The organism is Providencia sp. UF-224 (assembly GCF_058245955.1).
This window is the reverse complement of sequence record NZ_JBSICC010000030.1, coordinates 25848-42277: the sequence shown is the minus strand read 5'-3', so window position 1 is coordinate 42277 and position 16430 is coordinate 25848. Positions and strand designations below refer to the sequence as shown.

Annotated in this window: 16 protein-coding genes; 10 read left to right on the top strand and 6 right to left on the bottom strand. The window is 44.5% G+C overall.

The features are described from left to right. Positions 1-84: 84 nt before the first annotated feature. Both AC4IFO_RS19550 and AC4IFO_RS19545 read right to left on the bottom strand, forming a co-directional pair. Positions 85-2487 (bottom strand): zinc/cadmium/mercury/lead-transporting ATPase, encoded by a 2403-nt coding sequence (locus AC4IFO_RS19550; RefSeq protein ID WP_490736939.1) that lies wholly within the window; start codon positions 2485-2487, stop codon positions 85-87. 155 nt (positions 2488-2642) lie between these two features. After that, positions 2643-3272 (bottom strand): lysoplasmalogenase, encoded by a 630-nt coding sequence (locus tag AC4IFO_RS19545; RefSeq protein WP_273802875.1) that lies wholly within the window; start codon positions 3270-3272, stop codon positions 2643-2645. Between the two features lie 122 nt (positions 3273-3394). Between AC4IFO_RS19545 and AC4IFO_RS19540 the strand changes: the two genes are divergently transcribed. Then, positions 3395-3745 (top strand): DUF2500 family protein, encoded by a 351-nt coding sequence (locus AC4IFO_RS19540; protein WP_490736936.1) that lies wholly within the window; start codon positions 3395-3397, stop codon positions 3743-3745. A 1-nt stretch (position 3746) separates the two neighbouring features. Here AC4IFO_RS19540 and AC4IFO_RS19535 read toward each other — a convergent pair whose 3' ends face one another. Beyond that, positions 3747-4043, bottom strand: coding sequence for a DUF1145 family protein (locus tag AC4IFO_RS19535; protein ID WP_490736934.1), 297 nt, complete (start codon positions 4041-4043; stop codon positions 3747-3749). 9 nt (positions 4044-4052) lie between these two features. Next, entirely contained in the window at positions 4053-4634 is a 582-nt protein-coding gene (rsmD, locus tag AC4IFO_RS19530; RefSeq protein ID WP_273802878.1) for a 16S rRNA (guanine(966)-N(2))-methyltransferase, read from the bottom strand. Positions 4635-4909: 275 nt separating this feature from the next. On the opposite strand from rsmD, the gene ftsY reads away from it, so the two are divergent. The 4 genes from ftsY (at position 4910) to rpoH (ending at position 9876) form a co-directional block, all read left to right on the top strand. Further along, positions 4910-7087 (top strand): signal recognition particle-docking protein FtsY, encoded by a 2178-nt coding sequence (gene ftsY / locus AC4IFO_RS19525; RefSeq protein WP_490736932.1) that lies wholly within the window; start codon positions 4910-4912, stop codon positions 7085-7087. Between the two features lie 6 nt (positions 7088-7093). After that, on the top strand, positions 7094-7759 hold the full coding sequence (gene ftsE, locus AC4IFO_RS19520; RefSeq protein WP_206083498.1) for a cell division ATP-binding protein FtsE: 666 nt from the start codon (positions 7094-7096) through the stop codon (positions 7757-7759). Then, on the top strand, positions 7752-8729 hold the full coding sequence (gene ftsX, locus AC4IFO_RS19515; RefSeq protein WP_490736930.1) for a permease-like cell division protein FtsX: 978 nt from the start codon (positions 7752-7754) through the stop codon (positions 8727-8729). Before ftsE ends, ftsX begins: the two co-directional genes overlap by 8 nt. Positions 8730-9000: 271 nt before the next feature. After that, positions 9001-9876: an RNA polymerase sigma factor RpoH gene (gene rpoH, locus AC4IFO_RS19510; protein WP_219244622.1), complete on the top strand. Its 876-nt coding sequence runs from the start codon at positions 9001-9003 to the stop codon at positions 9874-9876. A gap of 102 nt (positions 9877-9978) precedes the next feature. On the opposite strand, the gene AC4IFO_RS19505 is transcribed toward rpoH, so the two are convergent. Both AC4IFO_RS19505 and panM read right to left on the bottom strand, forming a co-directional pair. Next, the gene (locus AC4IFO_RS19505; RefSeq protein ID WP_490736928.1) at positions 9979-10368 is read right to left on the bottom strand and encodes a VOC family protein; all 390 of its coding nucleotides are present in this window, start codon (positions 10366-10368) and stop codon (positions 9979-9981) included. Continuing rightward, positions 10355-10780 (bottom strand): aspartate 1-decarboxylase autocleavage activator PanM, encoded by a 426-nt coding sequence (panM, locus tag AC4IFO_RS19500; RefSeq protein WP_490736926.1) that lies wholly within the window; start codon positions 10778-10780, stop codon positions 10355-10357. The genes AC4IFO_RS19505 and panM overlap by 14 nt, the downstream gene beginning before the upstream one ends. Before the next feature lie 379 nt (positions 10781-11159). Here panM and AC4IFO_RS19495 point away from each other — a divergent pair, with 379 nt between their 5' ends. The 5 genes from AC4IFO_RS19495 to livF all read left to right on the top strand — a co-directional run bounded on the left by AC4IFO_RS19495 (position 11160) and on the right by livF (position 16043). After that, positions 11160-12269 carry a branched-chain amino acid ABC transporter substrate-binding protein gene (locus AC4IFO_RS19495; protein ID WP_219244619.1) on the top strand — a complete coding sequence of 370 codons (1110 nt, stop codon included), beginning with the start codon at positions 11160-11162 and terminating at the stop codon, positions 12267-12269. Positions 12270-12371: 102 nt separating this feature from the next. Next, positions 12372-13298, top strand: coding sequence for a high-affinity branched-chain amino acid ABC transporter permease LivH (livH, locus tag AC4IFO_RS19490; RefSeq protein WP_219244618.1), 927 nt, complete (start codon positions 12372-12374; stop codon positions 13296-13298). Further along, entirely contained in the window at positions 13295-14566 is a 1272-nt protein-coding gene (locus AC4IFO_RS19485; protein ID WP_219244617.1) for a high-affinity branched-chain amino acid ABC transporter permease LivM, read from the top strand. The genes livH and AC4IFO_RS19485 overlap by 4 nt, the downstream gene beginning before the upstream one ends. After that, positions 14563-15342, top strand: a complete 780-nt coding sequence (gene livG / locus AC4IFO_RS19480) for a high-affinity branched-chain amino acid ABC transporter ATP-binding protein LivG (protein ID WP_490736923.1) — start codon at positions 14563-14565, stop codon at positions 15340-15342. Before AC4IFO_RS19485 ends, livG begins: the two co-directional genes overlap by 4 nt. Continuing rightward, positions 15342-16043, top strand: a complete 702-nt coding sequence (gene livF, locus AC4IFO_RS19475) for a high-affinity branched-chain amino acid ABC transporter ATP-binding protein LivF (RefSeq protein ID WP_490736921.1) — start codon at positions 15342-15344, stop codon at positions 16041-16043. The genes livG and livF overlap by 1 nt, the downstream gene beginning before the upstream one ends. The last annotated feature ends 387 nt before the right edge of the window (positions 16044-16430 follow it).

Here is a 16430-nt window from a genome sequence, read left to right as displayed (position 1 = left end):
AAACTATAAAACGCCCAATGAAGTTCATCGGGCGTTTTATGACTGAAAAGTTGTCAACCTATATCAGGACTAGTCAATGAAACACTACTTTTTCACTTGAGGTAATTTTACTCGAAGTAACCGTACAGCATTCGCGGTTACAAGTGCGGTAGCACCTGAGTCCGCAAGCACTGCTACCCAAAGTCCAGTGATCCCGAGTAAACTGGTGACTAAAAATACGCCTTTTAGCCCAAGCGCTATCGTAATGTTTTCACGGATAATTTTCCGTGTTGCACGGGATAGCGCAATAATTTCTGGTAAGCCTGTTAAACGGTTATGAGTTAAAGCCGCATCCGCTGTTTCTAACGCAACATCAGTACCACTGCCCATTGCCACACCGATGCTCGAGGCTTTCATTGCAGGGGCATCGTTAATGCCATCACCGACCATCATGGTGCTATGGTTGCGGTTTAGCTCCATAACTGCGGTCACTTTATCTTCAGGGAGTAAACCCGCACGGAACTCCATACCTAATTGGCCTGCAATTGCCCCAGCAGCACGCGGGTTATCACCCGTTAACATCACGGCATTAACATTGAGCGCTTTGAGCATGCTCATCGCATCACTGGCATCTGTACGCAGTGTGTCTTGCAGCGCAGTTAAACCGATAACGCGGTTATCCTCCAATGTGACAACGACTGTTTTACCCTCAGCTTCCAATGCTTCAACTTTGCTTTGCCATTCATTTTCTAATGGAGTTTCTAAGCGATTTGGGGCACTGACCAATATGTGCTTATTATTTAGGACCCCTTCGACACCTTTTCCTGCAAGCGCTTTACGGTCTTGTGCTTCAGTCACTGACAAAGACAACTCTTCCGCTTTATTTACAACCGCTTTTGCCAATGGGTGGTGTGAACCAACCTCAACAGACGCTGTGATTTGCACTAATTCACTTTCGGTCATGCCATCAACAGGAACTAAATTAGTGACGTGAGGTTTACCTTCCGTCAGCGTCCCTGTTTTATCTAAGGCGATAGTGGTAATCGTGCCAAGCTGTTCAAGCGCTGCGCCACCTTTTATCAATGCACCGCGACGTGTTGCTGTCGCAAGGGCTGAGGTTATCGCCGCTGGGGTGGATATCACAAGCGCACACGGACAACCGATTAATAGCAATGTTAAGCCGCGATAGATCCATGTTTCCCAAGGTGCAGAAAAGAAAATTGGTGGGATAATAATCACTAATGCTGAAATTAACATGATAATCGGCGTATAAATACGGCTGAAACGGTCGATAAAGCGCTCAATGGGGGCTCGACGTTCTTCAGCTTCTTCAATCAGCTGCAAAATACGGTCAATCGCGTTCTGGCCTTGCTCTGAAACGACTTTCATTTGCACTGCACGGTCAACAGATAAGCAGCCAGCTGCGACTTTTTCGCCAATGTTGCGTTCGACAGGAACAGATTCCCCTGTTAACGCACTTTCATCAAAGCTGGCAAAACCTGAAACTAACACGGCATCCGTTGGTAAGCGCCCACCTGGTGCGACTTCAATAATGTCTCCTGGGCGCAGTTGTGCAACAGGGACGGTGGTTTTTTGCCCATCTTTAATGAGAATTGCATCTTCTGGAACCAATGCCATTAATGCGCTGACCCCACGACGAGCACGACCTGCCGAGTAGGATTCGAGCATCTCACCTAACATAAACAGTAAGATAACCATGGCGGCTTCTTCTGTGGCTTGAATAAAAATTGCGCCTACAGCAGCAACGGTCATCAATGTTTCGATAGCAAAAGGAGTACCAGTACGAATTAAACGTAATGATTTGCTCGCGATAGGATATAACCCGTATAACGTGGTTAAAATGAAAGCAATATTCCCGATTTTCGGGCTAAATGCCTCAATTCCCCAGCTGATTGCCATCAGTATTGCTAAGATAATGACAGGTTTAGCTTCACTCAGTAAGCTTTGTGGTGGGGTAATAGACGCCGCATTATTACTACCGACTTCGAGTAATTCATATCCTGCGGCTTCTACGGTAGAACGTACTGCCGCACTGATGTCTGTATTTGCATCAACCACTAATTTTTCAGTCGCAAACAACACTTTGGCTTGCTTAACTTCGCCGATTTGGCCTACCGCATTCTCAATTTTATTGGCACAGCTTGGGCAATCCATCCCGCGAATTATCCAGCTAAAACGCTGCCCTGCGGCCTGCAAAGGCTCCACTTCATCGGCAGTGTTTGCCGTTAATCCACAGCTACCACCATGTTGGTGGTCGTGAGATCCATGGTCATGGTCTGCATGGTCGTGATCTGAGTGACACCCACCACTGTGTCGGTGGGATCCCTCATCGTCATCGGGATGTTTTTTGGTGTCGCTATGCTCATGAACATGTGAGTCATTACTCGCCTGTGCACCATTTTGTGTCACAGTGGATGAGCATGCACTAGTGCTTGAGCAGCAAGAGCTTGTATGTGTATGATTTTCTTTATGAGAGTGTGAGTGCATAAGCGCCCCCTTATCCAACTATAATGAGTTCCATCACTGATTGTTGATAAGTCTACACTTTGGAGTCTACTCCAGAGTCAAACAAAATGAGGGGAGCCAACTGATAAAATTCTCAAATAGCATTTTTTATCAATTGGCACTTATGACAGGGAGATTTATAAATAAATTGCGCGGACAATAAAGAATTGACCAAGGAAATATAATGCAGCGACCACCGCTTTTGAGGCTTTGAATGGTAAGCGGAAATGGGCAATTAACCATACACAGTGAGATAAAAAGAGTAACGATGCCCCCACCATGATGGAAAAGTTATATTCGCGCCCAAGGCCGAAATATTGGTCGCCAGCGACCCAAGCCATAATCATACACATGATTAAAGAAGCAAAAACAATGGCCTGTAGATTTTCTAATTTGCCCCAAATAAGAATCAGAGTGATGGCCGCAATAATTAGTGGAGCAGCCAACCAAGGTAAAAATAGTCCAAAGTTTAATTGCATGCCAAAGCTAATCGTGTAAATCAGGTAGCTGAGAAACATGAGGGCGACAGAAGTTAGTAAGTGTTCACTTGAAAACATTCGCGAGAGATCAGCCATCAGTGAAACTAATAATCCGCCAAGAATAAGGTAATTTTGCAGGTTTAGATCATCGGAACTCCAACCCCAAAAGAGTAATAATAACAGTGTAATAGGGCGGAATAACCAACGTTGCCATCCTGGGCCGCGGTAGGCAGCATCGACATATAACCAGCCAGAGAAGAGTACTGCGAGAAATGGCCAACTAATCATACACATATCCTTATAAGTTCAATAAATGAAACGGTAATAAGCCGTTCACTGAGATAACGTGTTCTGTTTCTATAAATAAGATAAACTATAGTTAGGATCTTTTTAAGCGAAATGCACAAATTATGAATAAGCCAATATTATTAATTATCGTTATTGCGATTATCGCTGTGCTTGCCACTAAACGTTTTTTTGACCAACGCAAGCAAAATGAAGTTAACGATAATTCCTTGCCTGTTAGTTACTTAGTTAAGGTGGATAGCAAAAAAGATTACCCTTATCCTAACATGCGTTCTCGCGAACGGGATGTCGTTTCACCTGAAACTTTCCGCTACGAAATTTATTTTAAAACGTTAGCCAGCGGTGAGGTGATTAAAACGATTGTAACAGAAGAACAATACCGCGAAGTTGAGCTAGAGCGTGAAGGCAAACTTACTCTGCAAGGAACGCGGTATATTCGTTTTGAACCCAAATAATCTATTGTTCTGACTTATTTTTTTTGGCTTCTTCTAAAGCAGCTTTGGTTTTTTTCTGCATCGCTAACATTTCGAAGACACCAAAGAAAAAGATGCGCGTTTGCACTAAACCAGAAATTTTTTCACCTTTAGGCAAAGTGGCTTTTAGGAAAATAGTTTGTAATGCGTGCATGAAAATCATAAAGACCATTGCGATATCCATGAAATATTTCAATGGTTTAGGGAATGGGTGAATTAAATTAAACACCATAAAACTCCAAACGCAAACCATCAGCAGGCGACCAACATTAATTAACATACTTTTTTCCTAAAGTGAGGTTCGAATAAACAGGCGATAAGCAACTTGGCCAGCAATTTTTTCGCGATGAAGCTGCCAGTTCGCAGGAAGGTCAGTAAGTGGTGACTCCGCCTCTGACTCAACGTATATCCAGCTTTCGTCTGCTAGCCATTGGTTTTTTTCGAGCAATTGAATTGTTTCGTTGAGTAAGCCTTTGCGAAATGGTGGGTCAATAAATACCACGTCAAAAGGAGCTCCCTGTTGGCTTAGCACAGTCAGGCTACTGTTGGTGATAACGGTTGCATCATCCGCTTGTAAACGGGCCTTATTTTCAGTGAGCAATTGCGCGTTTTGTTTATCTAGCTCAATAAATGTCACGTTTTGAGCAAAGCGAGAAAGCGCCTCGAAACCTAATGAACCACTTCCTGCGAAGCAATCAAGGCAGCGTGCGTCCCGAATAACAGGCATTAACCAATTAAATAACGTTTCTTTGATGCGGTCTGTGGTTGGGCGTAAGCCCTCACTATCACGGACAGGCAGCTTTCTCCCACGCCATTTCCCACCAATGATACGAATTTGCCCTAAAGGCGCTGATTGTGGTTTTTTTGCCATAATGTGTATTGCTACTTAGCTTATTGTTTACTTAAAAATGATTGTTACCATTGTATACCTGTCAGGGGAGAAGTTGCAGTGTTGTTACCCCTAATTGGCTGAATTTCGATTATAGCGTGTCGTTTTCACAGTTTTAACATAAAAATTCCGATTAAATTGTCAGGATTTTTCTTTCAGATATGTGTTGCAGAGCGATGAAATGATAGACTGCATGTAATTTGATTGCGATTTGATTATCGAGCGCCATATTTTTACCGCGAGGAGTGTAGTGGCAGATGGCTAAAGACAAGAAAAAAGGCTTTTTTTCATGGCTAGGTTTTGGTCGTAAAGATGAAGAAGAGACTCAAAAACAACAAGCTCAGCAGGCAGAAACTGCAAACGAAGTTGAAAATCAACACCCCGTAGAAGATGCCGCTGCCGCAGAAGCGGAACGTCAATACCAAGCGGAGCAAGCTGCAATTAAAGCAGCAGAAGACGAAGCGGAGCGCCAGTATGCAGCGCAACAGGCCGCAATAGACGCTGCAACAGAACAAGCGGAACTTGAACGTAAGGCTCAGCTAGAGGCGATTAAAGCGGCGCAAGAGCAAGCAGAACAAGCGCGTTTTGCGGCAGAAGAAGCGCGCCTAGCAGAAGAAAAAGCAGAGCGCGATCGCCAAGAAGAAGCAGCTCAACGCCTTGCGGAAGAAGAGCTGGAGCGTCAGCGTGAAGCTGAATTGGCGGCGGTGAAGGCTGCGGAGGAAGCAGCAGAGCAACAACGCCAAGCCGATTTAGCGGCGATTAAAGAAGCTGAGGACAAAGCAGAACGTGAACTGCAAGAAGCTGCACACATAGCCGAAGAACAAGCGGAGCAAGCACGCCAAGCAGCCGAAGCTGCACGCATAGCGGAAGAACAAGCGGAGCAAGAGCGCCAAGCTGCCGAAGCTGCACGCATAGCGGAAGAACAAGCGGAGCAAGAACGACAAGCAGCCGAAGCTGCACGCATAGCGGAAGAACAAGCAGAGCAAGAACGCCAAGCTGCCGAAGCTGCACGCATAGCGGAAGAACAAGCAGAGCAAGAACGCCAAGCTGCCGAAGCTGCGCGTTTAGCGGAAGAACAAGCAGAGCAAGCACGCCAAGCTGCCGAAGCTGCGCGTTTAGCGGAAGAACAAGCGGAGCAAGAACGCCAAGCTGCGGAAGCTGCGCGTTTAGCGGAAGAACAAGCAGAGCAAGCACGCCAAGCTGCCGAAGTTGCACGTTTAGCGGAAGAACAAGCAGAGCAAGCACGCCAAGCTGCCGAAGTTGCACGTTTAGCGGAAGAACAAGCAGAACAAGCAGAGCAAGCACGCCAAGCTGCAGAAGCTGCACGTTTAGCGGAAGAACAAGCGGAGCAAGAACGCCAAGCTGCAGAAGCTGCACGTTTAGCGGAAGAACAAGCGGAGCAAGAACGTCAAGCTGCGGAAGCTGCACGCTTAGCGGAAGAAGAAGCCGAAGCTGAGCGTCTTCGTTTGGAAGACGAAAAAAATAATTCACCAAAAGAGCAAGAAAAACCGAAAAAAGAGGGTTTCTTTGCTAGGCTGAAGAAAGGGTTATTAAAAACTCGCCAAAATCTGGGATCAGGTTTTCTTAGCTTATTTACAGGTAAGAAAATTGATGATGATTTATTCGATGAATTAGAAGAACAACTACTCATTGCGGACGTTGGTGTTGAGACAACACGTAAAATTATCGACAACCTCACGGCTCATGCAAGCCGTAAAGACCTCAAAGATGCCGAAGCGCTGTATGGTAAATTGCGTGAGGAAATGTCTGATATTTTAGCGAAAGTTGATAAACCGCTCGTGATCGAAGATAAAAAACCCTATGTTATTCTTATGGTTGGGGTTAACGGTGTGGGTAAAACCACCACGATTGGTAAATTGGCTCGCCAATATCAATCTGAAGGCAAAAGCGTGATGTTGGCTGCGGGGGACACGTTCCGTGCTGCCGCGGTTGAGCAATTACAAGTTTGGGGTGAACGCAATAAAATCCCTGTTGTTGCACAGCACACAGGAGCCGACCCAGCATCGGTTATTTTTGATGCTATTCAATCAGCTCAAGCTAAGGGTGTTGATGTATTGATTGCGGATACCGCTGGCCGCTTACAAAACAAATCACATCTGATGGAAGAATTGAAGAAAATCGTCCGAGTGATGAAAAAACTGGATGAAAGTGCACCGCATGAAATTATGTTAACGCTGGATGCGAGCACAGGACAAAATGCAGTGAGTCAGGCGAAACTTTTTGACGAAGCGGTAGGTCTGACAGGTATAACATTGACTAAGCTCGATGGCACAGCAAAAGGTGGCGTAATCTTCTCTATTGCCGATCAATTTGGTATTCCAATTCGTTATATTGGTATCGGTGAAGGGATTGAAGATTTACGTCCATTTAAAGCCGATGACTTTATCGAGGCCCTATTTGCCCGAGAGGAATAATTTTCGATGATTCGCTTTGAACACGTTAGTAAAGCTTATCGCGGTGGCCGCCAAGCTCTCCAAGGGGTTGATTTTCATTTACAACCCGGGGAGATGGCATTTTTAACAGGCCACTCAGGCGCAGGTAAAAGTACGTTACTCAAACTCATTTGTGGCATCGAACGCCCAAGTGCGGGTCATATCTTGTTTAATGGTCATGATATTAGCCGGTTGAAAAATAGGGAGATCCCTTTTCTGCGTCGGCAGATTGGGATGATTTTTCAAGACCATCACCTACTATTTGACCGTACAGTGTATGACAATGTTGCGATGCCACTGATTATCTCTGGCGCTAGCACGGAAGATATTCGTCGACGTGTTTCTGCGGCATTGGATAAAGTGGGCTTATTAGATAAAGCAAAAAACTTTCCGATTCAATTATCTGGCGGTGAGCAACAGCGTGTGGGTATTGCTCGCGCGGTAGTTAATAAGCCGACAATGCTCTTGGCGGATGAGCCAACAGGTAACCTTGATGGCGAATTATCGGAAGGAATTATGCGCCTATTTGAAGAATTTAACCGCGTGGGCGTGACGGTTTTAATGGCAACGCATGATGTCGCGTTGATTGAACGTCGCAACTACCGTGTTTTAACATTAAGTGAAGGCCGGATGCTTGGAGGTCAACATGGCTAAAAATGCTCGTAAGGCCAAGCCAGAGCGTACCATGCAATCCAAAAGTAAGGCACTAAAAGGGGGATGGCGCGAACAATGGCGTTATTCTTGGTTAAATGCGCTGGCGGATATGCTCCGGCAGCCTTTGGCAACCTTTTTGACTATCATGGTAATTGCGATTTCATTAACCTTGCCTAGCTTATGTTATGTGGTTTGGAAAAACGTTTCTCAAGCTGCGGCGCAGTGGTATCCAACTCCACAACTTACTGTTTATCTTGATAAATCTCTTGATGAACAAGGTGGGCAAAATGTCGTAACGCAATTGCAGGCACTTGAAGGGGTTGATCATGTGAATTATTTATCACGAGATCAAGCCATGAGCGAGTTTCGTAGCTGGTCAGGCTTTAGTACCGCATTGGATATGTTAGAGGAAAATCCATTACCTGCGGTGGCTATCATTACACCAAAAATTGATTTTGAAGGTTCGGATGTCTTAACCACATTAAGGGACAGAGTTGGCCAAGTCGATGGTATCGAAGAAGTGCGCATGGACGATAGCTGGTTTGCGCGGCTTGCTTCATTAACGGGCTTAGTCGGAAAAATTGCTTCAGTCATTGGTATTCTAATGATTGTGTCGCTGTTCTTAGTGATCGGAAATAGTGTTCGCCTCAATATTTTTGCACGCCGAGACACCATTAATGTGATGAAATTGATTGGTGCAACGGATGGCTTTATCATGCGGCCATTCTTAAACGGCGGTATTGTGCTTGGTGGTGTCGGGGCGATTATTTCGTTGATCATGACTTTCTTATTGGTTTGGCAATTGGGGAGTGGTGTGGCACAAGTTGCCAGTGTGTTTGGTACACAGTTCCATATTGAAGGGTTGCTTTGGGAAGAATCTTTATTAATCCTACTGTTATCCGCTATGGTTGGTTGGATCGCGGCATGGTTAGCCACACTGCAACATTTACGCCATTTTACACCTGAGTAACTGCCTGTTTTCTTGTGATTTTCAATGAGGGCTATCGGTGAACATATTACCATAGCCCTTGATTATATTAGATATTTGCTTTAAAAATGAACTTAGTCTGAATTGTTTTGTCTTATATTGACCCACCGTTAACAATTCTTGTATATAATTTATTTAATGCGGTGAAGCTGGTAAGCTATCTACTTGTTTGCTGCATATCGTTTTTCATTGTTAACCTATGCGGTTATCAACATCAAATAAATTTCATTCCTAATATTTATAGAGGATCTGAATGACCAAAGACATGCAATCATTAACGCTTGTTCCGCAAGGAAGTATTGAAGCCTATGTTAGGGCGGCTAATGCTTACCCAATGCTCACCGCTGAGGAAGAAAAGGAACTTGCTGAACGGCTGCATTATAACGGCGATCTGGATGCTGCAAAGCAACTGATCTTATCGCATTTGCGCTTTGTTATTCACGTTGCTCGTAGTTATGCAGGTTATGGTTTACCGCAAGCTGACTTAATTCAAGAAGGCAATATAGGCCTAATGAAAGCAGTGCGCCGTTTTAACCCTGAAGTGGGGGTGCGCCTCGTTTCCTTTGCGGTGCATTGGATCAAAGCGGAAATTCATGAATATGTTCTGCGTAACTGGCGAATTGTTAAAGTTGCCACGACAAAATCACAGCGCAAATTATTCTTTAATCTCAGAAAAAATAAAAAACGTCTTGGTTGGTTTAATCAAGAAGAAGTGGATATGGTCGCTCAAGAACTTGGGGTAAGCACCAAAGATGTCCGCGAAATGGAATCACGCATGGCGGCGCAAGATATGGCATTTGATATGTCAGATGACGACGACAGCGCTGATTTTGGTGGCCCAGTCGCGCCAGTGTTATTTTTACAGGATAAATCGTCGGACTTTGCAGGCTCAATTGAAGATGATAACTGGGAAAGCCATGCCACTGACCGTTTAGCCGACGCGCTAGACTCATTAGATGAGCGTAGCCAAGATATCATTCGCGCTCGTTGGTTAGATGATGACAACAAAACCACATTGCAGGAATTAGCTGATAAATACGGTGTTTCTGCAGAACGTGTTCGTCAGCTAGAAAAAAACGCAATGAAAAAATTGCGTTTAGCGATGGAAGAAAGCGACGACGAAATGTAGCCCATTTCGCCTCAAGTTATCTGCATTTATTGCCCCTAAGCGGGAATAGATGCAGATACTCATATCATTAATTTACGTATCTAACCAAAATATACTTTCCACTTATTCATCACTATACAGCTCTAATGGCAGGCCATCAGGGTCAGCAAAAAACGTAAAGCGTTTTTGTGTATAGGGATCGGTCCTCACCGCTTCACATGTAATGCCTTGTTTTGTTAAATAGGCAATCCACTCATCTAACTCATCAACGCTAAAAGCCAAATGACGAAGCCCTGCGGCTTCTGGGTAGCTCGGCCTTGCTGGTGGATTAACAAAGCTGAATAGTTCAATTTGATAATGTTCACCAAACGCTAAGTCGGCCTTCCATGAGTCATTATGAGGGCGATAATGTTCACTAAGTAAACTCAACCCTAAAATACGACAGTAAAAATCCTTACTGACTTCATAGTTGGAAGCAATAATTGCAACATGGTGAATTTTATTTAACTTCATTTAAGTGGCCTATTTTAAATTCCCATACACCAGTCTGCGAAGTGGCATGAAATCCGCAGGTGGTTAAAAATGCATGCATGACTTGAACTTGGTTTTCATCTAACTCATCAAAATTAAACTGCCATACCAAGACTTCTGGATATGCCCTGAGAATTTCATGCAGTAAATAGAGCCCAACTCCTCGCCTACGGGTAACTTCGCGCACACAAAAATCAGCGATGAGGCCCTGTGTTTGGTTGATGGTGACTTTCGCTGCGGCGAGTAATCTATCATTGAAGCGCGCTGCGTAAATTAAGTGCGTTTCATCAAATGATTGTACGCATTTATCGATATTCTGGTCTGGCCAGATTTTATCCAAGTCCTGATATTGCTGCTCAGTAGGATTGACCAAAGGAATAATAGTGAGTCTCATGATGTTTTATCTGTTCCCTTGCAAGGGTTGCAGCTACTCGTCCTGCCAGAGTGATCTGTAACCGATTTTTTGATTTTAGAGAGAAAAATTTTGTCAGGCTGTATTTTCCGAGTTTCGCTCGGATTAATTTAAATTTAACTAGAATATAACACTGGTATTTACAAAAAACCTACTTAAACGCATCAGTTTTTTATTCTGCATCTAACGTAATAACCTACCATATCCATTTGCTATTTAGCATAATTATCTTGTTTAATACCATGAAATATATAGCCTTATTCGCTGTATTTTGAAATCTCAGGCATTGTACCTGTCAACCATAATAAACGATTATAAATCAAACACAAACACTCAGAACCATGAAGACGGGGACGATAAAATGAAGAATATGAATAAAGCATTATTAGCGGGCTGTATCGCAATGGCATTCAGCTCAGCGGGATGGGCGAAGGAAATCAAAATAGCGGTTGTGGGCGCGATGTCAGGCCCTGTCGCACAATACGGTGATATGGAGTTTACGGGGGCTCGCCAAGCGATTGCAGATATTAATGCAAAGGGTGGGATCAATGGCAACACGTTAGTTGCGGTTGAATATGATGATGCATGTGACCCGAAACAAGCGGTTGCAGTGGCAAACAAAGTCATCAATGACGGAATTCGTCATGTTATTGGTCATTTATGCTCTTCTTCCACACAGCCTGCATCGGATATCTATGAAGATGAAGGCATTATCATGATCACGCCAGCGGCAACCAATGCAGATTTAACAACGCGTGGTTACCAAATGGTGTTGCGTACAACGGGTTTGGACTCTGACCAAGGCCCTACAGCGGCAAAATATATCCTTGAAGAAATTAAGCCGTCTCGTATCGCTGTTGTTCACGATAAACAACAATATGGTGAAGGTTTAGCACGTTCAGTTCGTGAAAGCCTCAATAAAGCAGGCGCGAAAGAAGTGATGTTTGAAGGCGTCACAGCTGGCGATAAAGATTTCTCTGCCTTAGTCGCGAAACTGAAAAAAGAGAACGTGGACTTTGTTTACTTTGGCGGTTACTACCCAGAAATGGGGCAAATTTTACGCCAAGCAAAACAAGCTGGACTGAATATTCGCTTTATGGGGCCTGAAGGTGTAGGTAACTCTTCACTTTCTAACATTGCCGGTGATGCATCTGAAGGGATGTTAGTGACGTTGCCAAAACGTTATGACCAAGTCGCGACTAACCAGCCGATTGTTGATGCCATCAAAGCGAAAAAAGAAGACCCTACGGGCCCGTTTGTGTGGACAACTTATGCCGCAATCCAAGGTTTAACCACCGCAATGGAGCGCACGGGGAGCATTGAACCTGAAGATTTAGTCAAAGATCTGAAAGCTAATCCTGTTGATACCGTAATGGGCACATTGAGCTGGCAGCCAAATGGTGACCTAAAAGGTTTCGAATTTGGTGTGTTTGAATGGCACAAAGATGGGACTTCCACTCCTATAAAATAGTACCCAGTAGTGTTCCAACGTAGTGAACAATAACCGGAAGTGAGTTGACTCGCTTCCGGCTTCTGTTCTCTATCAGGACAAGCAGTTCGAAAGGAAAGTCTTATGTCAGATCAAATTCTTTATTTTATTCAGCAATTTCTTAATGGATTAACCCTTGGCAGCACCTATGCGCTAATCGCTATTGGTTATACGATGGTATATGGCATCATCGGGATGATTAACTTCGCCCACGGTGAAGTGTATATGATAGGGAGCTACGTCTCTTTTATCGTGATCGCAGGCTTGATGATGTTGGGGATCGATGTGGGTTGGATCCTTGTTGCAGCAGCCTTTATTGCGGCGATCATCGTTTCCAGTGCGTATGGTTGGAGCATTGAGCGAGTCGCTTATCGGCCTGTGCGCCATTCTAAACGTCTGATTGCATTAATTTCTGCAATTGGGATGTCCATCTTCTTACAAAACTATGTCAGCCTGTCTCAAGGCTCTCGTGACCTTGCATTACCTAGCTTAATTACGGGTCAGTGGGTATTAGGGGAAAGCGATGGTTTTGAAGCGACAGTAACAAAAATGCAGCTCACTATTTGGGTGGTCACGCTGCTTGCCATGTTGGCATTAACCTTGTTTATTCGCTATTCGAAAATGGGGCGTGCTTGCCGCGCTTGTGCAGAAGACCTCAAAATGGCCAGTTTATTGGGGATCAACACGGATCGTGTTATCTCCTTAACCTTTGTGATCGGCGCAGCAATGGCTGCTGTCGCAGGGGTATTATTGGGGCAATTTTATGGTGTTATCAACCCTTACATCGGTTTTATGGCAGGTATGAAAGCCTTTACTGCCGCGGTATTAGGGGGGATTGGCAGTATTCCAGGCGCCATGTTAGGTGGCTTGATCCTCGGCGTGGCTGAAGCGATGACTTCTGCTTATTTTAGTACTGAATACAAAGACGTTGTGTCATTTGGTTTATTAATTGGTGTGCTGTTAATCATGCCAACCGGCATTCTGGGACGCCCGGAGGTCGAAAAAGTATGAGAAAAGAAAATTGGATCAATGCCATTGTGGCATCGGCAACCTTCTTTGTTTTAGCCTTATTTATGATGGGCTTACAACTTGCCCTGGATGGCACTAAACTGGTGGTCACTGTCGGTGATTCTGTACGTTGGAACTGGATCATCGCGGGAATTGCGATCATTTTTGTTTATCAACTGGTTCGCCCTACATTAAGCAAAGTTTGGCAAGGTATGCCGAAAAAAGCGTGGTCGATCCCTGATTTTGATGGCTCAACGACCAAGCAAAAAATTCTTGCTGTTCTTATCATTATCGCTGCCATTATTTGGCCATTTATTGTTTCACGTGGAAGCGTTGATATTGCTACGTTAACTCTCATCTATGTGATGTTAGGGCTGGGGTTAAACGTCGTTGTGGGCTTATCGGGCTTATTGGTTTTAGGCTATGCCGGTTTTTATGCCATCGGCGCCTATACCTTTGGTTTACTCAACCATTATTATGGCTTTGGTTTCTGGGAAAGCTTACCGATTGCAGGGCTAACAGCCGCGTTGGCGGGCTTTTTACTCGGGTTCCCTGTGTTAAGGTTAAGAGGGGACTACCTCGCCATTGTGACGCTAGGTTTTGGGGAAATTGTTCGTATTTTATTACTGAATAATACGGAAATTACAGGTGGCCCGAATGGGATCAGCCAACTGCCAAAACCGACATTTTTTGGCCTCGAATTTAGTCGAACCGCAAAAGAGGGTTGGGATACTTTCCATAATTTCTTTGGTTTAGATTACAACCCAGGCGATCGGATCATTTTTCTTTATTTTGTCGCCTTATTATTGGTGGTTTTAACATTATTTGTGATCAATCGATTGCTGCGGATGCCACTAGGCCGTGCTTGGGAAGCGCTGCGTGAAGATGAAATTGCATGCCGATCGCTTGGTTTAAGCCCAACGCGCATCAAACTCACTGCATTCACTATTAGTGCTGCATTTGCGGGTTTTGCGGGAACGTTATTTGCTGCAAGGCAAGGATTCATCAGCCCTGAATCATTTACATTTGTTGAGTCAGCATTTGTTTTAGCCATCGTGGTGCTGGGGGGAATGGGATCACAAACCTCCGTTATCTTAGCGGCAATTATCTTAGTTGTATCAAGGGAAATGATGCGTGACCTCAACCAATATAGCATGTTACTGCTCGGTGCATTGATGGTGTTAATGATGATTTGGCGGCCACAAGGCTTGCTACCGATGAAACGCCGTCAAGTTCAGGTGAAAAAAATACCTGAAGGGGAGGGGGTATGAGCCAATTAACGACACCTTTACTACAGGTTAGTGGCTTAACCATGCGTTTCGGCGGTTTACTGGCGGTGAACAATGTCGAGCTCACCATTAACCAAGGGGAAATTGTTTCTCTGATTGGGCCAAATGGTGCAGGAAAAACAACGATTTTTAACTGCTTAACGGGTTTTTATAAACCGACAAGCGGGACGATTCTATACCGTGAAAAGCACCTTGAAGGCTTAACAGGACAAGATATTGCGCGCCTTGGTGTGATCCGAACATTCCAACATGTGCGGTTATTTAAGGAAATGACCGTTATTGAAAACTTGTTGGTCGCGCAGCATCAACATTTAAAAAGTGGCATTTTTTCAGGGCTTTTGAAAACGCCAGCGTTTCGCCGCGCAGAGTCTGAAGCTTTAGACAATGCGGTGAAGTGGTTAGAACGCGTGGACTTACTGGCATTTGCCAATCGGCAAGCAGGCAACTTAGCTTATGGCCAGCAACGTCGATTAGAAATTGCACGTTGTATGGTGACACGCCCTGAAATTTTGATGTTAGATGAACCAGCGGCAGGGCTTAACCCAAAAGAAACCAATGATTTGGATGATTTGATTGCCGAATTACGTACTCATCATAATGTTTCAATCTTACTAATTGAACATGATATGAAGTTGGTGATGGGGATTTCAGACCGCATTTACGTCGTCAATCAGGGCACGCCATTGGCGAACGGCACGCCAAGTGAAATACGCCAACATCCTGATGTAATTAAAGCCTATTTGGGGGAAGCTTACTGATGTTAGAGTTTAAAAAAGTTTCTGCTCATTATGGAAAAATTCAAGCATTACATGAGATTAGCTTAAATATCCAGAGAGGTGAGATTGTCACTCTGATTGGGGCAAATGGGGCAGGTAAAACCACGCTCTTAAGTACGCTTTGCGGCGACCCAAGAGCTTCCGAGGGGCAAGTATTGTACCGCGATGTGGATATTACCCAGCTACCGACCTCAAAAATTATGCGTGAAGATATTGCGCTTGTGCCAGAAGGGCGCCGCGTTTTCTCCCGCATGACCGTGGAAGAAAACCTCGCAATGGGCGGTTTTTTTGCCACGCGACAGCAATATCTAGAACGTATTGAGCGTGTGTATAAGTTATTCCCAAGGCTTTATGAACGCCGCAGTCAGCGCTCAGGGACGATGTCTGGTGGTGAGCAACAGATGCTAGCAATTGGTCGAGCACTGATGAGCCAGCCAGCACTGCTACTACTGGATGAGCCTTCATTGGGGTTAGCGCCAATTATTATCATGCAAATATTTGATACTATTCAGCAATTGCGTGAAGAGGGAATGACCATTTTCCTCGTGGAGCAAAATGCTAACCAAGCGCTTAAGTTAGCGGATAGAGGATACGTGCTGGAAAATGGGCACATAGTGCTGGAAGATAGCGGAAAAGCGTTGCTGGCGAATGAGGCAGTGCGCAGCGCTTATCTCGGTGGCTAAGATTTTCGTCATCTTTCGCGCTGTGGCGGTGTTGGCTTCATTCGGCTACTTGGGTCACATACTTATGTATGCTCCCCAAGCTATCCTCATTTTGCCGCCTAGCCACAACGCGAATGATTTAGAAAATGATAGTGAGCTAGAAAATGATAGTGAGCTAGAAAATAAAAGTAAGTTATAAACTGGCCACGTTTAGTTACTCGGGTTATCTGTTGATGCAGGTAGCCCGTTTTTGTTTTTTATGTGCTGTATTGGGGGAGGCGGTGTAAATTTGGCCTCTATACATTGTTGCAAGGTTCTGTGAAGCGACTCGCAAATCCATTATTTGCTTGTTTCTATACATAAAATTAAATGTATATACAACTTTTCCTCTAGAAACAGAGAGCTACT